We start from the raw sequence: 24,269 nt of genomic DNA, 5'->3' as shown, positions 1-24,269 counted from the left end.
AATTATTTGAGCGCAAATAAAAAATTAGAATTAATACTCAAATTGCTATTGAAAATGATAATGAGTTGCATTAGGATCTGCGTCAAATTGACAGGGGATTGACATGAAATTAAAATTTTTATCTATAGCAATAAGCACAATACTTCTAAGTGGGTGTGGCGGCTCAGGTTCTGAGTCAAACTCCGCACCACAATTTTCTCAGGCGACGTATTCTTCATCATTAAATGAAGATTCAAACGTGACATTAACGGTAAATGGAACAGACGTAGACAATGATCAACTTAGTTACTCTTTAGCGAATGCTGCGAGTAATGGTAGCGTGAATGTTAATACCAGCACCGGCGAGGTGACGTATTTACCGGATAGCAACTTTAACGGCGCTGACTCGTTTCAAGTGATGGTGTCTGATGGCAAAGGCTCTGCAACAACAACAGTATCAATCGACGTGTTAGCAGTGAATGATACCCCTGTTATTAGTATAGATAAAGTTCAGGTTAGTGGCGGCGAGACAAAAGTTGGAACGGTAACCGCTACAGATATCGATGCAGATACACTTAAATATACAATTTCAAAACAAGCCGTTAATGGTGAGCTTACGCTTAATTCAGACACGGGTGAAATTACCTATACGCCGACTGCTTTGACCAATGCAGTTGATAACTTTGAACTAACTGTTGATGATGGAAACGGTGGTATTGTAAGTAAAACACTCGAAATATCGGCTAATTTATCGACTAATTCAGATCGTGCTTATTATTATTACGCGTCAGAACAATCACATTTAAAGCGCTCAGAGCAGCTTACTACTACGTTACAAAATGACATTAATATTGGTGAAGTAAACTCAGCTTTGGCAATAGGGTACGCAGAAGCTGGTTTAGAGAACGAGGCAGAGCGTTTAATTACACAAGACAGCATTATTCGTGATGAAATACGCGCTTTAGCACTTGTTAATGTTGCTAATCAATACACTTTATTAGGTAAACTTGAAAGAGCGAATGAGCTTAGATTAGAGGCAAGTAACTTATACTCTGCCTATATTGCGACCAAAGGCATTTCTGCATTTACAGCAGACGACCAAGACTTTTTCTACTCTTTAGCTGAGTCATACCTAAACGCGGGTGAGCCAACACTTGCACTACAAAGCTATAATATTCTAGATATTTTATTAAGCTCAGCCCTTGATGAAGAACAGACTACTCAAGCGCTGCGATTATTTTTTGGATTTAGAGATACGGTTGAAGATGTAATAAATATTTGGCTTGAAACCCGTACTGAGCAAGATTTTCAGTATGCTAAAAATATGGCGGATAGACTATATACATTTGCCAATAAAATAGGTTACAGCTATGTGTCGAACGACAGAAATGGCAATGAAGGGGAAAAATATTACAGTATACGCCTTGTAGCATTAACTAATGTTGTAGAAAACTACATAACATTAAATGAAATAAATGACGCAAAAAATGCAATAGCGGACGCATTAGCCTTAAATGGCGTTGTTGATTACGATAATACATACCTTCGAGAAGCAGATGAATATGCGCAAGTTACCCTTACCGAGTACCCTTTTGGACTAGTAGACTACGCCAAGCATTTGGTGACACTTTATCCCGAAATAGATATTGAAACAGTACTATTAAGTAAGTTTGACAAAGATAGTTTTCACTATAATTGGGCTAAAGAAGATGCAGAGGAAGCACGTTTATTTGCATATGTGCGCAGCATTGAAGATGCAGATGAAAGTTTAGCGCTAATTCTTGCACAAAAAGATGAGAGTGATTTAAGAAATTTATTTACAACAATTACGTCTTTTAATAGTTCTAACCCTGGTGGTTCTGCAATTTTGATTGAGCAAGGACGTTACGCCGATGCAGCAAAATACATCGCAGAGGGTTTAAGCGTTTTAAGTTCTGAAAAATATTTAGCGCAAAATATAGCAAAACAACCATTTGTTACTGGTGTCACGGGGTGTCAGCTTATACTGAATCAGCTATCAACAATAATCAACTTTACGGATGAGCAAAAGTACATCGATCAAGCCGTATCAACCTTAACGGTGTGCCGCGAAATTTCATTGCAAAAATATGGGCAAGTCAGTGGTACAGATGTAACCGCTAACCACATTGTTGATTCAAGTATTGATTTGATTAAATACCATTATTTATTAGGACAAGCTGAACTAGTAAGCCCACTAGTTGAAAAAGCACAAAGCTTTATTACAGCATACGATGACAGTCAAATTACGCAAAAATTAAGAGACACAGGTAAACTAGCTGCTGCTTTTGCCTACGGCGGTGACTTTGCTACAGCGCTGACTCATTACACTGAATATGTAGAACTAATTAAAGAAATAGAGTCGTTGGTAAGCAGTGAATATCAGTTTTCAGTGACACAAGACTATTTTGAAGCAACCACTACAAAAGATGATTACCGCTTTGAATCCTACTATAGGTTATTGCTTAGACAAGCTGGGAGAATTGATAATTATCAGCAGCTTCGTGAAGAGTCGGCAACTTTATGGGCAGATTTAGTGAAATGGAATATCACTCGTTTAGATGAAGCCTCACTACAAACGCAGTTACAATATTATCCACAGTTTGCTGAGCAATACTTGGCAATTGGGCAATTTGATAGTGCAATTGAGCTAAAAGACAAAGATTCACTTGGGGTGGTTGAGCACGACTCTATTTTGACTTCTGTGATTGAATCCCTAAGCCAGTTTGATGCGTTTACGGGGGATAACATTGCCACCGTAGATACAGATAACGATGGTAAAGCAAACTTCTTCTTACCGTATGCAAGTGAGCAAATGATTGAAGAGTCTACAATTGAACTTGATTTAGATAGTGATAACGATGGTGTTGATGATCTAACTGATGCTTACCCATTAGATAAGACACGTCAGTAATGAGTTTTATAAACTTTACTCTAGGTGTTGTTAGCCTTGCGCTAACGACGCCTATTTATGCACAGCAAAGCGCAAGTGATGAGAAAGAGATTACCGATAGTCGTTATGAAACATGCGATGGTCAAGATTCTCATTGTGTTAAAAATATTGAAGTTATAGAGGTTAAGGGAGAAAAGTTAAATCCTATCTCCATGGGGAGTCAGGGTGTATATACGTTAGATCGTAAGTTAATTAAAGATTATCGTTTTGGCAATGGTAATTTAAATGATCTTTTAGGTGTTTTACCCGGCGTGCAATATGGAGAGTCTGCTTACACGGCTGAACAAGTAAGCAATATTAAACCCGCTGAAGTGTCTATTTCAGGCGCTAATGGTCGTGCTACTGCTTACCTCATTGATGGTGTTTCGAATAATTCAAACTTAAACAATGTAGCAGGGAACACCGATAGAAATTTACTCCAAGATGTTGCAGGTCATAGCCAAGAAGTGTTTTTGAACCTTGACCTAATTGAAAGTATAGAGGTTTACGATAGTAATATTCCTGCCAAATACGGCAATTTTAACGGTGGTTTAGTACAAGCACAAACTCGTAAAGCGCTTGATAAGTTATCGTTTGGGGTAAGCTATCGGCAAACGGCTGATGACTGGGTCGAGTATCATAATTATTACTCACCTGATTTTGATGGCTCAGACATCTTAGACAATGCGGTGTTTCAAAAACGCGATTTTAGTACTTATATTTCAGCACCAGTTACCGATAAGCTCGGTGTTGTGGCACAGTTTCAATACCTAGAATCGCAAGAAAGCTTAGAGCAATTAGGTGCGTTAAGCTTGCAAGAACAAATTAACCACAATGGTTTTATTAAATTTGATTATGCCTTAACTGCAAATGATGATATTTCACTGAGCTATTTATTCGCGCCTTATAAGGGAAATTACTTTGATGTTAATGCGCGTAATAGCGATTATACCATTGAAGGTGGGGGCACAAATGCGGCACTTACTTGGCAAGCAGATAGAAGCTGGGGCTATATTAACTCTCAATTAAGCTGGCGCAGCAGTGAAAACTCAAAAAACGCGAATTCAGCATGGTACACCTGGTTAAATACCGCAGGTAAAAGTTGGGGTGAATATGATGGGTCTATAAACAGTCTGGAAGGTGGCTTTGGCGATATCAAGAAAACTCAACAAACACTTAGCGCTAAACAGGATTTTGAAATCCCTTTAGCAAAAGTATTGGACGGTGATTATAGGCTTTCAATAGGTTATTCACTAGAGCAGCAAACATCTGTATTTGATCGTTTAGAAGATGCCATAGTGTATAACGGGTCAATTATTTCCCCGATGGTTGATTGTGCAGGGTATCAGCTTGATTGCGTAGAAACACAGCTTTACAGATCTATCGCTGATCTAGAAAAAGAGCTAGGACGTCCACTTGATCTGCAAAACAATGACGATTTTTTACTGTATCAAAGTAATATTCAACAAACAGGGCAATATTTTCAAAGTCGCCAAGTAACGCCAAAAGCTAAAGCAGAAGCGCAAGTAAATGTGTTTTCAGCCTATCTTGAGAATCAACTTGAGTGGCAAAACTACTCATTAACATTGGGCTTTAGGTACGATTACAATGACTTTTTTACTAATCATAATTTAGCACCTCGTCTACGCGGCACTGTTTCGCTGTTTGAAGGAGATGGCAAAATTGTACTTGGTGCAAATCGCTATTACGCAAGTGATGCAATTAATTATAAATTAAATGAAGCGATGCTCCCAACCCACAGTGAAGTGAGGGCTATTTATCAGCATCGGCCTCAGCAATGGCAAGCTTCACTTACGAACAGTGGTTATCGCTATGTTTATAATGATTTAGAAACCCCGTTTAGTGATGAACTCACAGCCGCTTATCGACATCAACTGTTCGGTGGAACGCTCGAGTTAAAGTGGCTGTATCGTGATCAACAAGACAGTATAAATCGCGTTAGAGGAACCAATGACCTAGGTGAGGCAATATTATATGGGGCTAACTCAGGCAGTAGCGAGTATCAACGTTATAGCCTTTCGTGGATGGCAACATACGATAATCAACATATTGAGTTTAATGTATCACATGCAAGTAATACCACAAGCGCTGATCAATTCGATGGCGAAACGCGCACTTATATTAACAGCAACGATTATTTCCTAAATTTTTCGTATGACGATAATGAACTGGTTTATTTAAGATCTGATAATTATGAATTGAGTAGTCGAAGTGTGAACGATACTTATCATTTAATTACTCGTCATGATATGGAGCTTGAAAAACAAGATTTTAACCGTCCAATAATCGCTAATTTAAGTTGGGGTGGCGATTTTGGTAATTGGCAGCTGTCTGCCTATGCGCGCTTTAATGGTGCGCAGGATGTGGTTTACGCAACAGGCACCACAAAATCAGTCAATGAAGCTACCTCCATCTGCGATGGCTGTGCACCAAACAGAAAAGAATACCCCGTGTATCGAATAGAAAAACGGCCAAGTTTTTGGTTACTCAGCGGTAGCGTTAAATACTCGTTAGTAGTAGCACGTGATTACACGATGACTTTAAGTTTTGAAGGTGAAAATATTTTAAACAAACGCACGCATCAAGTTAGCCCTTATACAACAGGTGTCGAACTTGGACGACGCTTTTGGTTAGGCATTAATTTAGATTATTAAGAGGAAACTATTATGACATCACTACTTGTATTAACCCTTACGGCTACGCAGCTGTGCTATAACGCAGACGCTGACACGCACGCGATTAAAATCGAGCGGTTTATTTCTGAACCTGCAGCGCTACTGTCGGCAAGAAAAAAACGCGAAGATATGTGTATTGATATAAATGAATTACACATTGATGAAGTAAAAAAGCTTGTTGCAGCTGATGGTAAAACCTTCTCATTAGAAAAAAATAAGTAATGTTTAAACCCGCTTATTTATTTTTAGTTGTGTTAATAAGCGGGGCATTTAATTTAAGTGCTCAGCCTATTAACTTTGAATCTCTACGTGAGCAATACCTTCAACCTAGCGATAAGTGGCCAAAGCCTTTTTTAGACCCTGGTATTGCGCATCATGAGATTGGTTTATTACCAGCGATCATATTTCCTGAATCAAACCCTTTTTCAGTGGTTAAAATGCGACTAGGGGAAGCGCTATTTCACGATCCTATTTTATCTTCATCTAAGCATATAGCCTGTGCGAGTTGTCACGATAGAGATTTAGGTTGGGCAGATGGTCGTGAAGTGTCGTTTGGTCATAGTCGTCGTTTTGGTAAACGTAATGCGCCCAGTATTGAAAATGCAGCGCTTTGGGAAACCTTATTTTGGGATGGCAGAGCAAACTCATTAGAGCAACAAGCGTTAATGCCAATACAAGATAGCAACGAAATGAATTTTCGGCTGTTTGAGTTAGGGCTAAGGTTAAATATTAACGCGTACTATAAAAGTAAGTTCAATGAGGTGTTTGGCAAAAACATAATTGAAGTGAGTGATGTCGCAAAAGCGTTGGCGACTTTTCAACGGACTATTCGTTCACGTAATGCAGACTTTGATTATTTTATGCATGCAATTACGCAAGAGGACCCCAAAAAGAAGGACTTTTACGCTAAAAAATTAAGCGATCAAGCGTTGTGGGGGATGCACTTATTTAGAACCAAAGCGCGATGTATGAACTGTCATTCTGGCGCACTTTTTTCAGATAACAAATTTCACAATATCGGTCTTACTTACTATAAAAGGGAGTACGAAGACCTTGGATTATTTAACATCACCGGTATGCCTGATGATGTAGGTAAATTTAAAACGCCTAGTCTTCGTGGGGTGATGAACACTAAACCTTGGATGCACAATGGTTTATTTGCAAGCATGGAAGGTATTATCAATATTTATAATGCAGGAGGCGTACGGATCCCTAAGGACAAAAATGATGTGTTTTTCCCTGAAACATCACCCATTTTGCAGCCTTTATTACTGACCACAGAAGAAATGAAAGCGCTAGAGGCGTTTTTAAATGCCATTACAGCTCACCCAGCAAGAGGCCCGCATTTTTCATTCTTATCGCGATCAAAATGAAATGGTAAGTAAAAATTATAGTGAGCCATAAAAAAAACCTTGTAGAGACGCACTCTACAAGGTTTAATTTTACAGCTTACAGCTTACAGCTTACAGCTTACAGCTTACAGCTTACAGCTTACAGCTTACTATTTATTGCGGTTTTCTTTACTAAACGCGCGGATCTTACGTTTTTGCGAAAGCGTTACTTTATTAGTACGTCCTGCAAATGGGTTTTCGCCTTCTCTAAATTCAATTTTGATTGGCGTGCCCATAATTTTTAGTGCTTTACGGTAGTAGTTCATCAGGTAGCGTTTATAGCTATCAGGTAAATCATGTACTTGGTTACCGTGGATCACAATACGTGGCGGATTATAACCACCTGCATGGGCATATTTAAGCTTCACACGACGACCACGAACAAGCGGTGGCTGGTGATCGGCTTGTGCCATATCCATGATACGACGTAGCATAGCGGTGCTGATACGTTTAGTTGCTGAGGCATAAGCTTCGTCAATTGACTCAAATAAATGGCCAACCCCCGTACCATGCAAAGCAGAGATAAAGTGTAAGCGTGCGAAGTCAATAAAGCCTAAACGACGATCAAGCTCAGATTTGATACGGTCTTTGACGTAGTCATCCAGACCATCCCATTTATTCACGGCAATAACCAGTGAACGACCAGAGTTTAAAGCAAAGCCAAGTAAGCTTAAATCTTGATCAGAAATACCGTCACGCGCATCAACAACCAATAACACGACGTTACAATCTTCGATTGCTTGTAGTGTTTTGATCACTGAGAACTTTTCAACGACATCACTTACTTTTTTACGTTTACGAACACCAGCGGTATCGATTAATACGTACTCTTTTTCATTACGCGTCATTGGAATGTAAATAGAGTCGCGTGTTGTGCCTGGCATATCATAAACAATAACCCGCTCTTCACCCAATATACGGTTAGTTAGCGTTGACTTACCAACATTAGGGCGACCAATGATAGCCAATTTCACTGGCTTATCAGCAAACGCTTCTTGCTCAATCTCTTCGCCATCTTCAGCGTATAAATCTACAAGTTCTTCGTCATCACCAGTGCCATCATCATTTAATGCTGATAACTCAGCGATCACGGGCTGCAAAGTTTGCTCAAGTAACAAAGTGATACCGCGGCCATGTGCTGCAGCAATATGGTGTACTTCGCCTAACGATAATTGATAAAACTCAGCGCAGTTTGAATCGGCATCAATACCATCGGTTTTGTTGGCAACAACAAAGCTTTTCTTCTCTTGTTTGCGTAAATGGTTTGCAATGGCTTGATCAGCCACCGTCATACCTACGCGCGCATCAACTAAGAATAATACGATGTCAGCTTCTTCAATCGCGAGTAGCGATTGATCAGCCATCTCGATTTCAATGCCTTTTTCTGAGCCATCGATACCACCCGTGTCTACCACGATAAATTCATAGCCATCGTAATTAGCTTGGCCATATTTTCTATCTCGTGTAAGGCCCGGGAAATCGGCAACGAGTGCGTCACGAGTACGTGTTAAACGGTTAAATAATGTGGATTTGCCCACATTGGGTCGCCCGACTAGAGCGATCACGGGAAGCATAAACTACCTCTTAAAAAAACAACAAAGGCTTCGCAGTGCGAAGCCTTAAAAAAATACATTTAGTATTAGTAAGTTAGTTCGGAATTTTTACCGCACTTACTTCACCATCTCGGGTGTATAAAATCAGTTTGTCGTCCGCAACAACTGGCTCAACAAAGAAACCTGAACTGTCGAAGTCTTCACGCGATACAAGCTCGCCTGACTCTTTATTTAGCCAATGTAAGTAACCTTCTTGGTCGCCTAATGCTAAATAATTTCCTGCTACCGCAGGCCCTGTTAAATACCAACCACGAAGGGCCGGTTGACTCCAGCGTTCAATGCCAGAGCTTTTATCAAGTGCATATACAACGCCGTCACTATCTACTACATAGATAGTTTGTCCATCCATAGACATCTCACGGTAACTACTGTACTCGCGTTTCCATACAACGTTACCTGAGCGAATATCAACAGCGGCTAAATTACCATTATAGGCAATAGCATACGCGTAAGGTCCGCTGATCAGTGGTTGCGTGTCAACATCAACTAGGCGTTCAAACTCTGATGAGCCTTTTGCTGTTGCTATTTCAGAACTCCATGCTGAGTAACCGCTTTCAGAAATAAATACACTTAGTTTGCCTGTTTCAAGGCCAACTAATACACCACCGTTAGCAACGGTTGGTGAGCTTTGCCCACGTAATGTTAGTGCTGGTACTTCTTGCTCATGACTCCAGCGCTCTTCGCCAGTATCAGGGTGTAGGGCAAGTAATTTACCAGAACCTAAATTAACAAAAATAAGGCCATCGCCTGCCGCTGGTTTAGATAATACTTCACCAGGGACTGTTTTACGCCAAACAATTTCACCTGTTTCACGGTCAAGCGCTGTTAAATAGCCGTGCTCAGAGCCGATAAATATTTTGCCATAAGCTTGTAAAATACCACCAGAGAGTTTTGCACTGACGTCACTTTCCCATGGCCAAAATGTTGTATTTTCACGTACGTCAGTTTGCCAAATAGTATCACCATTAACCAGTGATAGAGCTTCGACTTCACCTTCACGGTTTGCTACAAAAACACGATCATTGTAAACGGCTGGCGTAAGACGAGAAAAATAATGTTCTACACCATCGCCAATACTTTCTTGCCACACTACGTCGGTTTCAAATTGATTAACGATTTCAGGTAATATGAGTTCTTCTTCGTCATCGCTAGATGAGCAACCCATTAGGGTAGCCATACATAAAGCGATACTTGCTGCTGTTAATTTTTTCATGGTAACCCCTTATGCCGCTGGGCTAGTTACTGCCAAGTCATCAAGTTTGATTTGCAATAATGGGTTATTCTCAAGGCCACCTGCATCTGCGGCACTTTGATACGCCGTACGAGCTTGCTCTTGTTTACCTTGAGCTGTGTAAACATCACCTTGTAACTCAGCCACTGCAGCTGCAAATGCAGGCGATAGCGTGGTATTTAATGTTGTTAATGCTTGGTCATATTGCTGTTGTGCAATTTGAACTCGTGCTAAACGTGTCGTCGCAGTTGCTTTTAAGTCGCTATTAGCAACGTTGCTGATAATCCAGTTTAATTTTTCGCTGGCAACATCTAATTTATCTTGTTCAACGGCTTCTTTTGCAGCAACAAAAGCGGCAAGTACGCTGTAGTTAGTATCTTTATTATCAGCGATAAACTGATCAGCAGCACCAAGAACTTCGCCACCTTCAACTAGTTGAGTGTAGGCATCTGATGCGGATTCAGCCGTGGTTAGTTGATTCTGGTTATAGGCTTTCCAGCCATACAAACCACCTAAACCAACAATTACGCCAAGCGCAAGTGATAGGCCATTTTCACGGAAAAAGCGCTTAATTGCTTCAGCTTGTTGTTCTTCTGTTGAATAAATATCCATTCTTACCTCTTATACTATTTAGCTTTGCACAAGCTCAGCTAACAGCGTTTTAATTTGTTCTAATTCTAATGTGACTTGCTCTTTACGTTCTCGTAAATATTTAACAGTCACAACGCCTTGTTCTAATTCGTCATCGCCAATGATCAGTGCAACCACTGCATCACTTTTATCGGCACGTTTTAATTGCTTTTTAAAGTTACCACCACCTGCGTGAACCATAACTCGCAGGCCAGGTACTTCAGCACGTAATTTAGCCGCAATAAGTGGCGCTTGAATACTTGCTTTATCGCCCATTGCCGCCAAATATACATCAGCATTACGGCGAATGTCACCAACACATTCTAAAGCTTGTAACAATAGTACTAAACGCTCAAGTCCCATAGCAAAGCCCACAGCAGGAGTGGCTTTACCGCCAAGCTGTTCAACTAAACCATCGTAACGCCCACCGGCACATACAGTACCTTGTGCACCTAGGCTGTCTGTTACCCACTCAAAAACAGTGCGGTTATAGTAATCAAGGCCGCGTACGAGCTTTTCATTAACCGTGTATATGACGCCAGCTGCGTCTAAACGTTCACATAAATTTTCAAAATGTGCTTTTGATTCAGCATCTAAGTGCTCAGACAGTTTAGGCGCATCAGTTAAGATGGCTTGTACGTCTGGGTTTTTACTATCAAGTACACGCAAAGGGTTTGAATGCATACGACGTTTTGAGTCTTCATCGAGTACATCAATATGTTGCTCTAAATAAGCAACTAATGCATCACGGTAATCAGCGCGCGCTTCATTCGAACCTAAAGAATTAAGCTCTAAACGAACGTGTTCATTAATACCAAATGCTTGCCATAATTGTGCAGTTAGTAATATCACTTCTGCATCAATATCAGCACTGGCAATACCAAACGTTTCTAAACCAAACTGATGAAATTGACGATAACGGCCTTTTTGCGGACGCTCATGACGAAACATTGGGCCCATATACCAAAGGCGTTGCTCTTGGTTATACAGTAAACCGTTTTGGTTACCTGCACGAACACACACTGCAGTACCTTCAGGGCGCAAGGTTAGTAAGTCGCCATTACGATCTGCAAAGGTATACATTTCTTTTTCTACAATATCGGTTACTTCACCAATAGAGCGCTTAAAAAGATCGGTTGATTCTACAATTGGAAAACGAATTTCTTGATAACCGAACGATGCTACCGTCTCGCGTAAAATGTTTTCTACTTTCTGCCAAACTTGTGTATCGCCTGGCAGACAATCGTTCATACCGCGAACTGCCTGAATTTGTTTTGCCACTGATAAATCCTAAAAACTGTTTTTGTGTAATAAATAAAAGACTACACAACAAGAATGCTAAAAATTGACCCGCCATTATAGCTGGCATGCGTGCGGCAAACCACCCAGTTTGCCGACTATATTGACTTTATTCGACGATTTTTATGTCAATTGGGGTCTGTTTTTCTTTTTCGGCGATAAAGTCACGTACATAACCTTCGAGCTGATCAACAATATTGTTGTTATCAATGCGGGCTTTTTGGCGCTCACCATTGATATAAAGGCCTGAACGGCGGTTTGCACCGGCTAAACCAATGTCACTGACAAGTGCTTCACCTGGGCCATTTACTACGCAACCAATGACCGACACCGACACCGGCTCGATGATATCTTCCAAGCGTTCTTCAAGTGCATTCATGGTGCTAACCACATCAAACTCTTGGCGAGAACAGCTTGGGCACGCAATAAAATTAATCCCACGAGAACGAATTCGTAATGATTTTAGAATATCAAAACCGACTTTGATTTCTTGCACAGGATCAGCCGCCAAGGAGACACGTAAAGTATCGCCAATGCCCTCGGCAAGTAACATACCTAAGCCAACTGCAGACTTAACTGAGCCAGAACGCATGCCGCCAGCTTCTGTAATGCCAAGATGTAAAGGTTGGTCAATTTCTTTCGCGAGCAGGCGGTATGCGCCAACCGCTAAAAATACGTCAGAGGCCTTTACTGATATTTTAAATTGGTCGAAATCGAGGCGGCGCAAAATATTCACATGGCGCATGGCTGATTCAAGCAAAGCCTCTGGTGTAGGCTCGCCATATTTTTCTTGCAAATCGCGCTCTAACGAGCCGCCATTAACACCAATACGAATGGGAATATTGTGCTCACGAGCAGAGTCAACGACCGCACGAATACGTTCTTCGCTGCCGATATTGCCCGGATTAATACGCAGGCAATCTACACCATATTTCGCTACTTTGAGCGCAATACGGTAGTCAAAATGAATGTCTGCGACAAGCGGGATAGTTACTTGCTCTTTTATACTTCTAAATGCGTCGGCCGCATCCATGGTTGGCACAGATACGCGCACAATATCTGCGCCCGCATCTTGAATTGCCTGAATTTGTGCAACGGTTGCATCAACATCCATAGTATCGGTGTTGGTCATTGACTGCACGGCAATCGGGGCACCATCACCGATAGGTACATTACCTACATTTATACGCGTTGACTTTCTGCGTTTGATTGGAGATTCTGAAAACATAGCGACTACTCTGCTAGTGGTAAATTAAATTTGGCTAAACGGTTTTGTGGAAAATGTGATATATCAATAGCATCACCGTCTAATGTGATATCAATAACTTGGTGTTTGCCCAAGACGACAGAAAAAGGTGGTTTTCCTGATACCGTCATCACATAACCTGCTTTTTTCACACCAAAGGCGACTTTATCGCCTTCACCGTCGTGTATTTCTACCCAACTCTCTTGATTAAAGCGCATAACAATTGTGCTTAAAGCATTTTCTTTATCAGCTGTCGCTGTTTGCGTCGCTTTGCTACTTGGAAACGATACTTGTGATGCCGAAAGCCTCATTTGTTCTATTTTAGTGCGTTTTTCGTCATCTGGTAAAACGCTGTCCTCATTAGCGTCATCGGCTGTAAAATCAGCATTGGTAATATCACGTTCTTTAAGTTCAGTTGTGTTTTTTGGTACTTGGTTTTCTTCATCACTACCGAGTGTATTATTTAATAATGGTGTAACCACTGACTCTTTGATGGGAGTGGCATTTTGCCACCACCAAAGTGCAGAAGAACCAATAACAATGGCTAAAATTGCATAGCTAACCAGCATTAGACGGCTATCGTTTGCTTCTTTTTCTGTGCGTTTTGAAAAACTTTGCATATTGCTTTTTTTAAGCACTTCGGGTTGTTCAGGGAACAAATTCATCACTGCTGTTTTATCTAAATTAAATTCACGGCAGTAGCTTTTTGCATACCCTTTAGTAAAGGTTGCAGGGCCAAGAAGAAGATGGTCGTCGTTTTCCAAGTGCTGCAATTGCAATACGGATAATTTTAATTTATTTGCTAGCTCTTCACGGCTAACATTGGCCTGCTCTCGGGCATTTTTTAAAGTCTGACCAAGAGTGATCGGCGTTGATTCAGTATTTTCATCATTCATAAAGCGTATGATTCAGGATCCACTAGTAACAGTCTATGCCCAGGTTTAAGTGCTACATCCGGGCTTAATTTATTCCATCGCATTAACTGATCAATTAATAAACGACGCTCAGTGGCAATACTGTATAAGGTATCACCAGTGTTAATTTTGTAATAAATATTGGGGTCATTGAGGTAAATATTAGTCCCATTGGCCACCCGATCAGATTCTCTTAGACCATTCCATTGGAGTAACTTTTGTAGTTTAACATTGTATCGTACAGAAATGCTAAATAGGTTTTCACCATCTTGTAGAACATGGTAAGGAGTTGTTAGTTGAGGGACGCGAGAGTTGAGCATAGGTGCTTGATTGTATTGCTCAGTGCCAGAGAAGCGTACTTCAGGTTGATTGCTATAACGTTCATTTTGCCCTGTAAATACAGCTTCATTACGCTGCGGTTGATAAAATACCACCTTTTCATCTTCACTCAATTCACTTGAAAACTGAACTTGGTTGGTTGGTGCAGCTTGGCTTGAGTTGTTGTTCGTGTTGTTGTTGTTGTTGTTGTTGTTGTTGTTGTTGTTGTTGTTGTTGTTGTTGTTGTTACTGGGTGCGCCAAAAGAAACAATTTTAATGCCATCTTGAGGGGGCGTTTCTTTTTTTGTAACAGGCTTGGTATCGACACTTACAACAGCAGGGACATTTTTATTTACTACTGGCTGTGTTATTTGTTGATTAGCGGCTAAATGCACCGTTGGCACTGCTAATGTTGGCTCAGGTGCTTTCTCAACAATCACGTCTGGTATTATTACAGAACTAGCTGTGTGTTCTATTGGCGTATCAGGTGTCTCATTTTTGTCTGGTGTTAAGGCTAATGCAGACATGACAGCAGCGGCATCATTATTTTTTTGTACTTGTTTAACAACCTGCGTTGGTGGCGTCACTATTGCAGGCTGCTCTTCGGTTACATTGGTTTCTATAATCGCCAATGCTGCTAGTACAGCACCTGTATCAACTGGAGGGCTGCTAATATTGACCGGTTGCTTGGTAATTGTTTCAGTAGACTGCAGCTCAACTTCCGTAACAGGCTCGGCCTTTGTGGGCTCTGCAGGCACAGTTAATAAAGCAGAATTTAAGTCATTAGAACTTGCTCGTACAACGTCATTTTTTTGCGTTGTTACAGAGTCAATACTTGTTGGCTTATTGATTGCCTGCGCCGCTGTGGTTTTTGGCGGCGCTTTTTTCTTTTTTACAATGCGCATTTTTGGCGCTGAGTTAAAAGTGCCACTTGGGCTATTTTCTTTTAACTCGTCTAATTTTGCTTGCCGATATTGTAAGCGCAATATTTCAAATTCACTGCGTTTGATTCGTTGTTCACGAATAAGCACCGCTTCATTTGTTGTAGGGTAGGTTTGCAGTATCGTTGCGGCAGTGGTTTCAGCTTTTTCGATATGTCCCATACGTTGTTCTATCAAATAACTTAAAAACAACGATCGAGACGATATTTGCCCTGAATTTTCATAACGTTCAAGGAGTGCTTGTGCTTTATGTAAGTCACTTTTGGCATAATATAAAGCAGCTAAACTAATGAGTGACGATGCACGCATTGAACTATGTTTTATCGCTGATATGAAATACTTCTCGGCATTATCAAAATCGTCAAATTCGATTGCACATAATGCTAAGTTTTCATAACTTTCAGCAACCCGAATATAGCTCGGGATCGAAATTGCTTTAAGTAATTGCTCTGTGGCGCGGTCATATTCATCAATGCCACACAAAAATACACCATAGTTATTACGTGTATTCGGATCATCAGGGTTTATTTCAAGTGCTTTTTGGTAGGATTTATCAGCAAGTATATTCTCACCGACTTGCTGGTAGTAATAAGCAAATGAATAGTGTACTTCGGGTAAGTTTGGCGCGAAAGATGCGGCTCGCTCGAGGTTATACTTTGCTTGTGAATTATTACCAGTATTTAAATATTGAAGAGCAAGAGCGATACGCGTGCGTGCTGCACCGACATTGTTGATTTTATTTTCGACAACGGGTTTGTCATTGCCATCATAACTATTCTCAGTCACACAGCCTGTTAGAGCAAGTACGCTGACAGTTAAAGCAAGTAAGGATCGCATTTCCTAATCTCTTTATTATTATCCATATATTGTGCCTATCTTACCTAAAAGCACTCGTGTTGCATCAATTATTTACTCAACACAGGTGCTTTTGGTTTTTTAGATAAGTTAAGCTTGGTGAATATTCACCGAAATAGCATTATCGTCACGCATTTTCTTTTTCGCTAAACGTTTAGTACGGTCAACAACATCACCCACTAATTGGCCGCAGGCTGCATCAATGTCGTCACCACGAGTACGACGAACAATACAGGTAATACCCGCTGCTTGTAACACTTTTGAAAAGCGATCAATACGGCTATTACTTGAGCGTGTATATTCGTTACCCGGGAATGGGTTAAACGGAATAAGGTTCACTTTAGACGGGGTGCCTTTTAGCGTTTTAACTAACTCATGAGCCTGATCTGTGCTGTCATTAATACCGTTTAGCATTACATACTCAATGGTTACGTCTTTATTAGCTTTAGACCCATCAATGTAACGACGACATGCAGCTAAAAACTCTTCAATCGGGTATTTTTTATTGATTGGCACTAAAATATCACGCAACGCGTTATCAGGCGCATGCAGAGAAATTGCCAATGCAACGTCGATTTTTTCTTTTAATAAATCAAGTGCAGGTACAACACCAGACGTACTTAACGTAACGCGGCGCTTAGATAAACCAAAGCCCCAATCGTCCATCATTAATTCCATTGCTGGCACAACGTTTTTAAGATTAAGTAATGGCTCACCCATACCCATCATTACGACGTTAGTGACAGGGCGTTTTTCACTATGACCATCAAGGCCAATATCTTTAGCAACGCGCCAAACTTGGCCAATGATCTCAGATACTTTTAAGTTACGGTTAAAGCCTTGTTGTGCAGTAGAGCAGAATGTACATTCAAGCGCACAACCTACCTGTGAAGATACACATAAAGTTGCGCGTTCTTTTTCAGGGATCCAAACAGCTTCAACTTCTTGGCCGCCTTCAAGTATGAGCGCATACTTAATCGTGCCGTCACTGGCTTGCTGGCGTACAGTGATCTCAGGTGCAACAATTTCGCATTCAGCTTTAAGTTTTTCTTTTAGCTTTTTGTTTACGTTGCTCATGTCGTCAAAGTTATCAACGCCAAAATGATAAATCCATTTCATCACCTGGTCACTACGAAACGGTTTTTCACCGAACGATGCAAATAGTTCGCGCATTGCTTCTCGGTTTAAATCTAATAAATTAATCTTTTTTTGCTCGGTGGTCATGAAACAACCTTAATCAGTGACGGTGGTGATAAAAATTTACAAGGGCGAATTGTACACAATTCACACACTTTAATCATTAAGTAAAACATCATAAATAGAGTGTTTAATACTTTACATAATGACTAAAAAAGGGCTCGAAAGCCCTTTTCATACTTTGCATCACAGGGTTAGCTGTGAAACTCGAATTAACGAGTACGTGGGCAAAGCTCTTCGTCAGCGAAGAAATACGCGATTTCGCGAGCAGCAGATTCAACAGCATCAGAACCGTGAACAGCATTTTCGTCGATGCTATCAGCGTAGTCTGCACGTAAAGTGCCAGCTAGTGCTTCAGCAGGGTTAGTAGCACCCATGATTTCGCGATTTTTAAGAACAGCGTTTTCGCCTTCAAGAACTGTAACCATTACTGGACCAGATGTCATGAAAGATACTAAAGCACCAAAGAAAGGGCGCTCGCTGTGCTCTGCGTAGAAACCTTCAGCTTTCTCTTGTGAAAGGTGAACCATTTTAGCTGCAACGATTTTAAGGCCAGCAGATTCGAAACGGTTGTAGATAGCGCCAATGTGGTTTTTTGCAACTGCATCAGGTTTTACGATTGAGAAAGTACGCTCTAAAGCCATCTTTATGCTCCAATAATTTTAAGTAAAAGTGTGAATATTAACGGGCGCGAATTATACGCGCTTTAGGAGGTAATGCCTAGTATTATTAAAAACGAGCAAAATGACAATTAGACCGTTTCAGAGAATAGGAGGAAAATGATTTTAGTTTTCTAGGTTGATTTTGATGACGTTTTGTTAATTATTGTTACCTTTTGTGTTGCTTTGTTAATTTTAAGGTGAGTTGTTGCTGGGGGTGAAAATGTACTGTAAGTTTAGCCGCTCTATAGGATTTTTTTCTTACACAAAGGAGATAATAAAAATGAAAAAGTTATTAGTGATTGCGCTGTTAGCCAGCTTTATTACAGCGTGTGGTTCAGACAACGAGGCTGCATTAGAATGCCCGCCTACAGCGATTGCAATTGATATAAATGACATTGAATTAGCGGTTAATAATGGCCAGTACCAAGCGAATACTTTAATTTCTTACGACAAAATCAACGTATCATTTGAAGCCTCAGGCACCAATGTTTACAGTGCCGGTAACGAATTCGATGAAAACAAAACGTATGCTGAAAATTGCGTAACCTTGCCTGTTGTTATCCCGGCTAATAATAAATTAACCAAGCTTAATGTTTATTCGTCCGCTGACTTTAGTGCTGACTTAACAGCTGGCAGCAGTTTAAACGATGTGTTTAGTGTCATTGAATTTAATATTGAGAATAGTCAAGAAGCGGTTACAGTTACAAAAGTGCAAGAGTTACTGCCCGTTATGATGCAAAGGTACTTTAATTTTACACTAAATACAGCGCCTGAATTTGAAAGCAGCCATGTGTTTTATATCGAAATTAGCTTAGACAACGGTAAGCAGTTTTTACTAGAGACCCCTGAGGTTTTACTTTCTAACTAACTGGCACACCTCACGGTATGGTTAACATCTCAGCTGTAAAGGCTCACTTGCTATTGCAGCTGAGATAATTTAAAAAAGAATAAGACGGGTTTGATTGATTCTGATCAACATAAAGCTACCTTAAACGCCATACACTCTCGCGCTTCATTTAATCTCAATTTTCATGCAACTGATTTGCACTCAGTTCGATGTATGGAGCGCGCATGCCGTCAGCTATTTCTACCCCTAATTCATCTACCCCAGATCTTTTTGTGCCTGAGTTGCTATCGCCAGCAGGCAGTTTAAAAAATATGCGTTACGCATTCGCCTACGGTGCAGATGCCGTGTATGCGGGGCAGCCTCGTTACAGTTTACGGGTGCGAAATAATGAATTTGATCTCGATACCCTTAAAATAGGCATTAACGAAGCTCACGCACAAGGTAAAAAGTTTTATGTGGTATCAAACATCGCGCCGCACAACGCTAAAGTTAACTCTTACCTGCGTGATATTGAACCTGTGATAGCTATGAAACCGGATGCGTTGATCATGTCAGATCCTGGTTTAATCATGCTAGTTCGTGAAAAATGGCCAGATATGCCTATTCATTTATCAGTGCAAGCCAACGCAGTTAATTACGCGAGCGTTAAGTTTTGGGCAAAGCAGGGCATAGAGCGCGTCATTTTATCTCGCGAGTTATCGCTGGAAGAAATTGCTGAAATACGCGGACTATGCCCAGAAACCGAGCTTGAAGTATTTGTGCACGGCGCACTCTGTATGGCCTACTCTGGGCGCTGCTTGCTCTCAGGTTACATAAATAAACGCGACCCTAACCAAGGCACCTGCACCAATGCATGTCGTTGGGAGTACGACGTAAAACCTGGCACTGAAAACGAAACCGGTGAAATGGTGCACAAAATAGACCCCAAAGCAGTAATACCAACACTGGGTGAAGGCGCACCAAGCAATGATGTATTTATGCTTGAAGAACAAGGCCGCCCTGGTGAATATATGCCCGCGTTTGAAGACGAGCACGGCACTTACATCATGAATTCAAAAGATTTACGCGCTGTACAATACGTTGAGCAATTAACAAAAATGGGCGTGCACAGCTTAAAAATAGAAGGGCGTACTAAGTCATTTTATTACGTAGCCCGCACTGCGCAGGTATATCGTAAAGCAATTGATGACGCCGTTGCAGGTAAACCGTTTGATGCTGATTTATTTAAAACTCTTGAGAGCCTCGCACATCGGGGTTACACCGAAGGCTTTTTAAAGCGCCACGCTCACCAAGACTACCAAAACTACGAATACGGCCATTCAGTGTCAGACAAACAACAGTTTGTTGGCGAAGTGCTTGGTCGAGATGAGCACGGGTTAGTGCAGATTGATGTGAAGAATAAGTTTTGCGTGGGCCACTCACTGGAGCTAATGACCCCGCTGGGTAACTTTAACTTTACACTGCAAGCGATGCAGAACAAAAAAGGTGAGAATATTACTGACGCCAAAGGCTCTGGCCACATCGTTAGTATCCTATTACCTGAAAGCATAAACTTAGAACATGCTATTTTGATGCGTAACTTGGATGAAAACCAAGATACCCGTAATCCGTTTAAAAAAGCCGTGGTTTAACCACGGCAATACGATTTAACTCTTTGTATTAATTCACCTCTTTCTGTAAAAAAATGTATCAATCTATTAAAGCTAATCCCTACTTTTACGATCCCTTATTTCTCGGTTAACAATTTACCTTTAAGCTCATACATGATTCTTTTGTTGATCTGAACGTGTTTGGAAAGTTCAAACACAATCGAGATTTAAGAACTTACCACCTTACCACTTTTTAATTTTGTTATTACCAATTATTTGGTTTTATCTCCTATCTATTGACCCTGGTTTTGCTGGCTACTTTTATTTATATTTATCAGTACTTTATTGGTTTTTGTTCTCCGCTTTTTTTACTTGTAGCTTTTTTAATTATGAAAACACTATAGTTTTATTATTACCTATTTAAATTATTGATATACAAATTGGTTGACAATATGCTTGCTGGGTAATACTGTTTTCATACGTTGATTGGTAAGTTTTTACGAGTGATGTATTTTACCTCTCAGCAAATTTTCAGAGTTTTACTACTATTAGGGAAACTCCAGAGGTTCAATAAAGCGAAGCTGTGTCACTGATACTTAGCTGATAAATAGCGTTGAAATAAACGCTCAATAATTTAGGAGTTATTCATGTCTAAACCAACAATTGGTTTCATTGGGCTAGGCCTTATGGGCGGCAATATGGTCGAGAACTTACAAAATAAAGGCTACGAGCTGGTTGTAATGGACCTTAATAAAGAGTCTGTTGCTAAATGTGTTGAGCGTGGCGCGAAAACGGTGGCCACAGCAAAAGAGCTTGCAGCCGCAGCTGACATTGTCATGCTGTGTTTAACAACATCAACAATTGTTGAAAAAGTCGTATACGCAGAAGATGGTTTGCTTGCCGGTTTTAAAGCCGGCTCAGTCCTTATTGATTTTGGTACATCAATTCCATCATCAACAAAGAAAATTGGTGCAGATCTCGCTGAAAAAGGCGTTGGTATGATTGATGCGCCATTGGGCCGTACGCCAGCACACGCTAAAGACGGGTTGTTGAATATTATGGCCGCAGGTGATTTAGAAACATTCAATAAAGTGAAGCCTGTGTTAGCAGAGCAAGGCGAGAACGTGTTTCATTTAGGTGAACTTGGTGCTGGTCACACAACAAAATTAATTAATAATTTTATGGGGATGACAACAGTGTGTGCAATGTCGCAAGCATTTGCAGTGGCGGATCGTGCAGGTGTTGATCGTCAACAATTGTTTGACATTATGTCAACGGGCCCTTCTAACTCGCCGTTTATGCAATTTTGCAAAAATTACGCTGTAGATAATGTAAGTGATTTAGGTTTTTCAATCGCAAATGCTAATAAAGACTTGGGTTACTTCCTGCAAATGGTGTCTGACCTTGGTACTGAATCGAAAATTGCAGAAGGTTCATCAGCTAATTTACAAGCAGCGTTTGATGCAGGCATGGGGCAAGGCAACGTACCTGAAATTTTTGATTACTTTAAAACACTAGATAAATAATTCTGGTTAATTTTAGGTGCTAGGCAAGATGTTTAGCACCTTTACACACACATATAAACACTGGGAAAGCGAGTTATCTTAATCGGGTAACAGTATAACCCAGTCAAACGAGTTAACTATGCGATTGATCAATCTAACTATAATAAAATTTAGCCTAGTTATCCTTGGTTGTATTTCAACAGCAGCAACAGCCAAAGACTACTTTATTGATAACCAACAAGCCTACAAGGATATTGCGCAGCAATTAAAAGCGGGCGATAACGTTATTTTAAAAAATGGTACGTGGACAGACTTCGAAATATTGCTCCAAGGTCAGGGTACAGAGCAGTCCCCCATTCAGTTGACTGCACAAACCAAAGGTAAGGTTTTTTTAACTGGTCAGTCTAACCTTCGCCTTGCTGGGGAATACCTGCATGCCAGCGGTTTGGTATTTAAAAATGGCTTCACCCCCACTTCTGCAGTTATTGAGTTTCGCCGCAATAAAAATGAGCTAGCTCGTCATTCACGAGTTTCAGAAGTTGTAATCGATAACTATAACAATCCCGATAAGCGAGAATCAGATTATTGGGTTGCATTGTATGGCCAACATAATCGCTTTGATCATAACCATTTAGTGGGTAAACGCAATAAAGGCGTAACGGTTGCTGTACGTTTGAATAATAAACAAAGCCAAGAAAACTACCATCAGATAGACCATAACTACTTTGGTTATCGCCCGACGTTTGGTTCAAACGGAGGGGAAACGTTGCGCATTGGTACAAGCCATTACTCTTTGACGGACTCATTCACGCTTGTTGAGAAGAACTATTTTGAGCAAACGAATGGTGAAGTAGAAATTATTTCGATTAAATCAGGTAAAAACATTGTCCGTAACAATGTGTTTTTTGAAGCCCGGGGTACATTGACCATGCGCCATGGTAATGGGAACTTAATTGAAGAAAATATCTTTTTTGGTAATGGTGTAGATCATACCGGTGGGATTCGGGTTATCAATAAAGATCAAATAATCCGTAATAATTACCTTGAAGGATTAACTGGCTTTCGTTTTGGCAGTGGCTTTACTGTGATGAACGGCGTGCCTAATTCATCGATTAATCGATATCACCAAGTAGAAAACGCACAAATAGAAAACAATACGTTTGTTAACGTGCGGCATATTCAGCTAGCGGCAGGCAGTGATGCTGAGCGCAGTGCAGTGCCAATTAATAGTGTAATGAAAAACAACCTCATTATTAATGAAAATAACCAGCAACCTTTTACCGCGTTTGACGACGTAAGTGGCATTAAATTTACTGGTAATCTTGCCAATACTGAGGTGCTTAGTGATGTAGCGTACGGTGTAAAGCGACAAGCCATATCACTTAAGCGAAATAAAGCTGGGTTACTTCTGCCAAACACAAATAAGTTTAACGCAGGTGCAAAAGCTAATTTAACTGTATTGGCTAAAGACCAAACGGGTGTTACTTGGTATGAAAAAGTGCCCGCTATTATCGCTTTTGACTCAGGTAAAACACGTAGAGTTAAAGGCTCTGCAAACGCATTACTGAACGCGATTGAAGCGGCTGAGTCTGGCGATGTGTTAGAACTGACTGGCGGGCAATACGATGTATCTAAGCTTGTTGCGATTGATAAAGTACTCACTATTAAAGCACACAAAAAAGGCAAGACAACACTGACATTTGAGCGCTCAACATTATTTGAAATTCATGATGGTGGCAGCTTAAAGCTTGATGGATTAATTATTTCAGGCAAAAGCAGCCCAGACTCCGCTGGCAACAGTGTAGTGAGGACGAAAAAGTGGGGCATGGTTAATAATTATCGCTTAATGATGATGAATAGCCAGATAACAGACCTTGATATAAACCATACCTTTGACTTTTTTAAAACCGGTAAAGGTGCGCTTGCTGATGAAATAACATTCACGAATAACACATTTAATAAAGTGTCTGGCGATATCCTACGCTTAGACAGTGAAATTGAAGATCTAGGTATCTATAACGCGGATTATGTAACGCTTGTTGATAATCGCTTTAGCAATATCAATGGCAGTTTAATTAAGCTTTATCGTGGTGGCACTGATGAAAGCACGTTTGGTCCCCACTTGAGCATGACAGGTAACACCTTAACAAATGTAGGCCTTGGCAAACGCAATAAAAGCAATGCGAGTGTTTACCTCCATGGTGTGCAAGTTACGAATATAGATAACAATACCTTTGTTAAATCAGCACCTATTATTATTGAGCATACAGTGGGTGAGCCAAACACGATGATCATTAACAATACCTTCGATAGTACTGAACAGCCAAGTGTTACTGAGCTTAGAGTTGCAGGGCCGCACACGGCCACATTAATAAACAATAAAGTAATTAAGAATTAGTGGGGTGT

Annotated in this window: 17 protein-coding genes; 8 read left to right on the top strand and 9 right to left on the bottom strand. The window is 40.6% G+C overall.

The features are described from left to right. The first annotated feature begins 103 nt into the window (after positions 1 to 103). Genes A7967_RS06080 through A7967_RS06065 form a run of 4 tightly spaced genes read left to right on the top strand, consistent with a single transcriptional unit; the run spans position 104 to position 6,998 of the window. Positions 104 to 2,911, top strand: coding sequence for a cadherin-like domain-containing protein (locus tag A7967_RS06080; RefSeq protein WP_064435519.1), 2,808 nt, complete (start codon positions 104 to 106; stop codon positions 2,909 to 2,911). Continuing rightward, on the top strand, positions 2,911 to 5,604 hold the full coding sequence (locus A7967_RS06075; protein WP_064435518.1) for a TonB-dependent receptor plug domain-containing protein: 2,694 nt from the start codon (positions 2,911 to 2,913) through the stop codon (positions 5,602 to 5,604). Before A7967_RS06080 ends, A7967_RS06075 begins: the two co-directional genes overlap by 1 nt. A gap of 12 nt (positions 5,605 to 5,616) precedes the next feature. After that, positions 5,617 to 5,847, top strand: a complete 231-nt coding sequence (locus A7967_RS06070; protein WP_054204073.1) for a hypothetical protein — start codon at positions 5,617 to 5,619, stop codon at positions 5,845 to 5,847. After that, a complete protein-coding gene (locus tag A7967_RS06065) occupies positions 5,847 to 6,998 on the top strand; it encodes a cytochrome-c peroxidase (RefSeq protein ID WP_064435517.1) in 1,152 nt (383 codons plus the stop codon). The genes A7967_RS06070 and A7967_RS06065 overlap by 1 nt, the downstream gene beginning before the upstream one ends. A 128-nt stretch (positions 6,999 to 7,126) precedes the next feature. Here the strand turns inward: A7967_RS06065 and der are convergent, their stop codons facing one another. The 9 genes from der to ndk all read right to left on the bottom strand — a co-directional run bounded on the left by der (position 7,127) and on the right by ndk (position 17,904). Then, positions 7,127 to 8,590: a ribosome biogenesis GTPase Der gene (der, locus tag A7967_RS06060; protein ID WP_054204076.1), complete on the bottom strand. Its 1,464-nt coding sequence runs from the start codon at positions 8,588 to 8,590 to the stop codon at positions 7,127 to 7,129. A 73-nt stretch (positions 8,591 to 8,663) separates the two neighbouring features. After that, entirely contained in the window at positions 8,664 to 9,842 is a 1,179-nt protein-coding gene (gene bamB / locus A7967_RS06055) for an outer membrane protein assembly factor BamB (protein ID WP_064435516.1), read from the bottom strand. 9 nt (positions 9,843 to 9,851) lie between these two features. After that, entirely contained in the window at positions 9,852 to 10,472 is a 621-nt protein-coding gene (locus A7967_RS06050; RefSeq protein WP_054204078.1) for a YfgM family protein, read from the bottom strand. Positions 10,473 to 10,490: 18 nt separating this feature from the next. Continuing rightward, entirely contained in the window at positions 10,491 to 11,771 is a 1,281-nt protein-coding gene (hisS, locus tag A7967_RS06045) for a histidine--tRNA ligase (protein WP_054204079.1), read from the bottom strand. Positions 11,772 to 11,898: 127 nt separating this feature from the next. Next, on the bottom strand, positions 11,899 to 13,017 hold the full coding sequence (gene ispG / locus A7967_RS06040; RefSeq protein WP_054204080.1) for a flavodoxin-dependent (E)-4-hydroxy-3-methylbut-2-enyl-diphosphate synthase: 1,119 nt from the start codon (positions 13,015 to 13,017) through the stop codon (positions 11,899 to 11,901). Positions 13,018 to 13,022: 5 nt separating this feature from the next. Beyond that, a complete protein-coding gene (locus A7967_RS06035; protein WP_064435515.1) occupies positions 13,023 to 13,931 on the bottom strand; it encodes a RodZ domain-containing protein in 909 nt (302 codons plus the stop codon). Then, on the bottom strand, positions 13,928 to 16,045 hold the full coding sequence (gene pilW / locus A7967_RS06030) for a type IV pilus biogenesis/stability protein PilW (protein WP_064435514.1): 2,118 nt from the start codon (positions 16,043 to 16,045) through the stop codon (positions 13,928 to 13,930). The genes A7967_RS06035 and pilW overlap by 4 nt, the downstream gene beginning before the upstream one ends. A gap of 108 nt (positions 16,046 to 16,153) precedes the next feature. Beyond that, the gene (gene rlmN, locus A7967_RS06025) at positions 16,154 to 17,287 is read right to left on the bottom strand and encodes a dual-specificity RNA methyltransferase RlmN (RefSeq protein WP_054204083.1); all 1,134 of its coding nucleotides are present in this window, start codon (positions 17,285 to 17,287) and stop codon (positions 16,154 to 16,156) included. A 185-nt stretch (positions 17,288 to 17,472) separates the two neighbouring features. Continuing rightward, positions 17,473 to 17,904 carry a nucleoside-diphosphate kinase gene (gene ndk / locus A7967_RS06020; protein WP_054204084.1) on the bottom strand — a complete coding sequence of 144 codons (432 nt, stop codon included), beginning with the start codon at positions 17,902 to 17,904 and terminating at the stop codon, positions 17,473 to 17,475. A 298-nt stretch (positions 17,905 to 18,202) separates the two neighbouring features. On the opposite strand from ndk, the gene A7967_RS06015 reads away from it, so the two are divergent. From A7967_RS06015 to A7967_RS06000, 4 genes are all read left to right on the top strand, one after another. Further along, positions 18,203 to 18,790: a putative periplasmic lipoprotein gene (locus A7967_RS06015; protein ID WP_054204085.1), complete on the top strand. Its 588-nt coding sequence runs from the start codon at positions 18,203 to 18,205 to the stop codon at positions 18,788 to 18,790. A gap of 215 nt (positions 18,791 to 19,005) precedes the next feature. Further along, positions 19,006 to 20,400 carry a prephenate-dependent tRNA uridine(34) hydroxylase TrhP gene (gene trhP / locus A7967_RS06010; RefSeq protein WP_054204186.1) on the top strand — a complete coding sequence of 465 codons (1,395 nt, stop codon included), beginning with the start codon at positions 19,006 to 19,008 and terminating at the stop codon, positions 20,398 to 20,400. Positions 20,401 to 21,005: 605 nt separating this feature from the next. Continuing rightward, a complete protein-coding gene (locus A7967_RS06005) occupies positions 21,006 to 21,884 on the top strand; it encodes an NAD(P)-dependent oxidoreductase (RefSeq protein ID WP_054204086.1) in 879 nt (292 codons plus the stop codon). Positions 21,885 to 22,002: 118 nt separating this feature from the next. Continuing rightward, entirely contained in the window at positions 22,003 to 24,261 is a 2,259-nt protein-coding gene (locus tag A7967_RS06000) for a polysaccharide lyase 6 family protein (protein WP_054204087.1), read from the top strand. Positions 24,262 to 24,269 lie beyond the last annotated feature (8 nt).

It is taken from the genome of Pseudoalteromonas neustonica, from assembly GCF_001653135.1.
Taxonomy (GTDB): Bacteria; Pseudomonadota; Gammaproteobacteria; order Enterobacterales; family Alteromonadaceae; genus Pseudoalteromonas; species Pseudoalteromonas neustonica.
The sequence above is the reverse complement of the archived record's forward strand: the minus strand, read 5'-3'. Positions and strand labels throughout refer to the sequence as shown.

Bases quoted from the DNA above. Each gene is read 5' to 3' on its own strand.
- A7967_RS06080 (WP_064435519.1), top strand. From the start codon at position 104: ATGAAATTAAAATTTTTATCTATAGCAATAAGCACAATACTTCTAAGT.
- A7967_RS06075 (WP_064435518.1), top strand. From the start codon at position 2,911: ATGAGTTTTATAAACTTTACTCTAGGTGTTGTTAGCCTTGCGCTAACG.
- A7967_RS06070 (WP_054204073.1), top strand. From the start codon at position 5,617: ATGACATCACTACTTGTATTAACCCTTACGGCTACGCAGCTGTGCTAT.
- A7967_RS06065 (WP_064435517.1), top strand. From the start codon at position 5,847: ATGTTTAAACCCGCTTATTTATTTTTAGTTGTGTTAATAAGCGGGGCA.
- der (WP_054204076.1), bottom strand. From the start codon at position 8,590: ATGCTTCCCGTGATCGCTCTAGTCGGGCGACCCAATGTGGGCAAATCC.
- bamB (WP_064435516.1), bottom strand. From the start codon at position 9,842: ATGAAAAAATTAACAGCAGCAAGTATCGCTTTATGTATGGCTACCCTA.
- A7967_RS06050 (WP_054204078.1), bottom strand. From the start codon at position 10,472: ATGGATATTTATTCAACAGAAGAACAACAAGCTGAAGCAATTAAGCGC.
- ispG (WP_054204080.1), bottom strand. From the start codon at position 13,017: ATGTTTTCAGAATCTCCAATCAAACGCAGAAAGTCAACGCGTATAAAT.
- A7967_RS06035 (WP_064435515.1), bottom strand. From the start codon at position 13,931: ATGAATGATGAAAATACTGAATCAACGCCGATCACTCTTGGTCAGACT.
- pilW (WP_064435514.1), bottom strand. From the start codon at position 16,045: ATGCGATCCTTACTTGCTTTAACTGTCAGCGTACTTGCTCTAACAGGC.
- rlmN (WP_054204083.1), bottom strand. From the start codon at position 17,287: ATGACCACCGAGCAAAAAAAGATTAATTTATTAGATTTAAACCGAGAA.
- ndk (WP_054204084.1), bottom strand. From the start codon at position 17,904: ATGGCTTTAGAGCGTACTTTCTCAATCGTAAAACCTGATGCAGTTGCA.
- A7967_RS06015 (WP_054204085.1), top strand. From the start codon at position 18,203: ATGAAAAAGTTATTAGTGATTGCGCTGTTAGCCAGCTTTATTACAGCG.
- A7967_RS06005 (WP_054204086.1), top strand. From the start codon at position 21,006: ATGTCTAAACCAACAATTGGTTTCATTGGGCTAGGCCTTATGGGCGGC.
- A7967_RS06000 (WP_054204087.1), top strand. From the start codon at position 22,003: ATGCGATTGATCAATCTAACTATAATAAAATTTAGCCTAGTTATCCTT.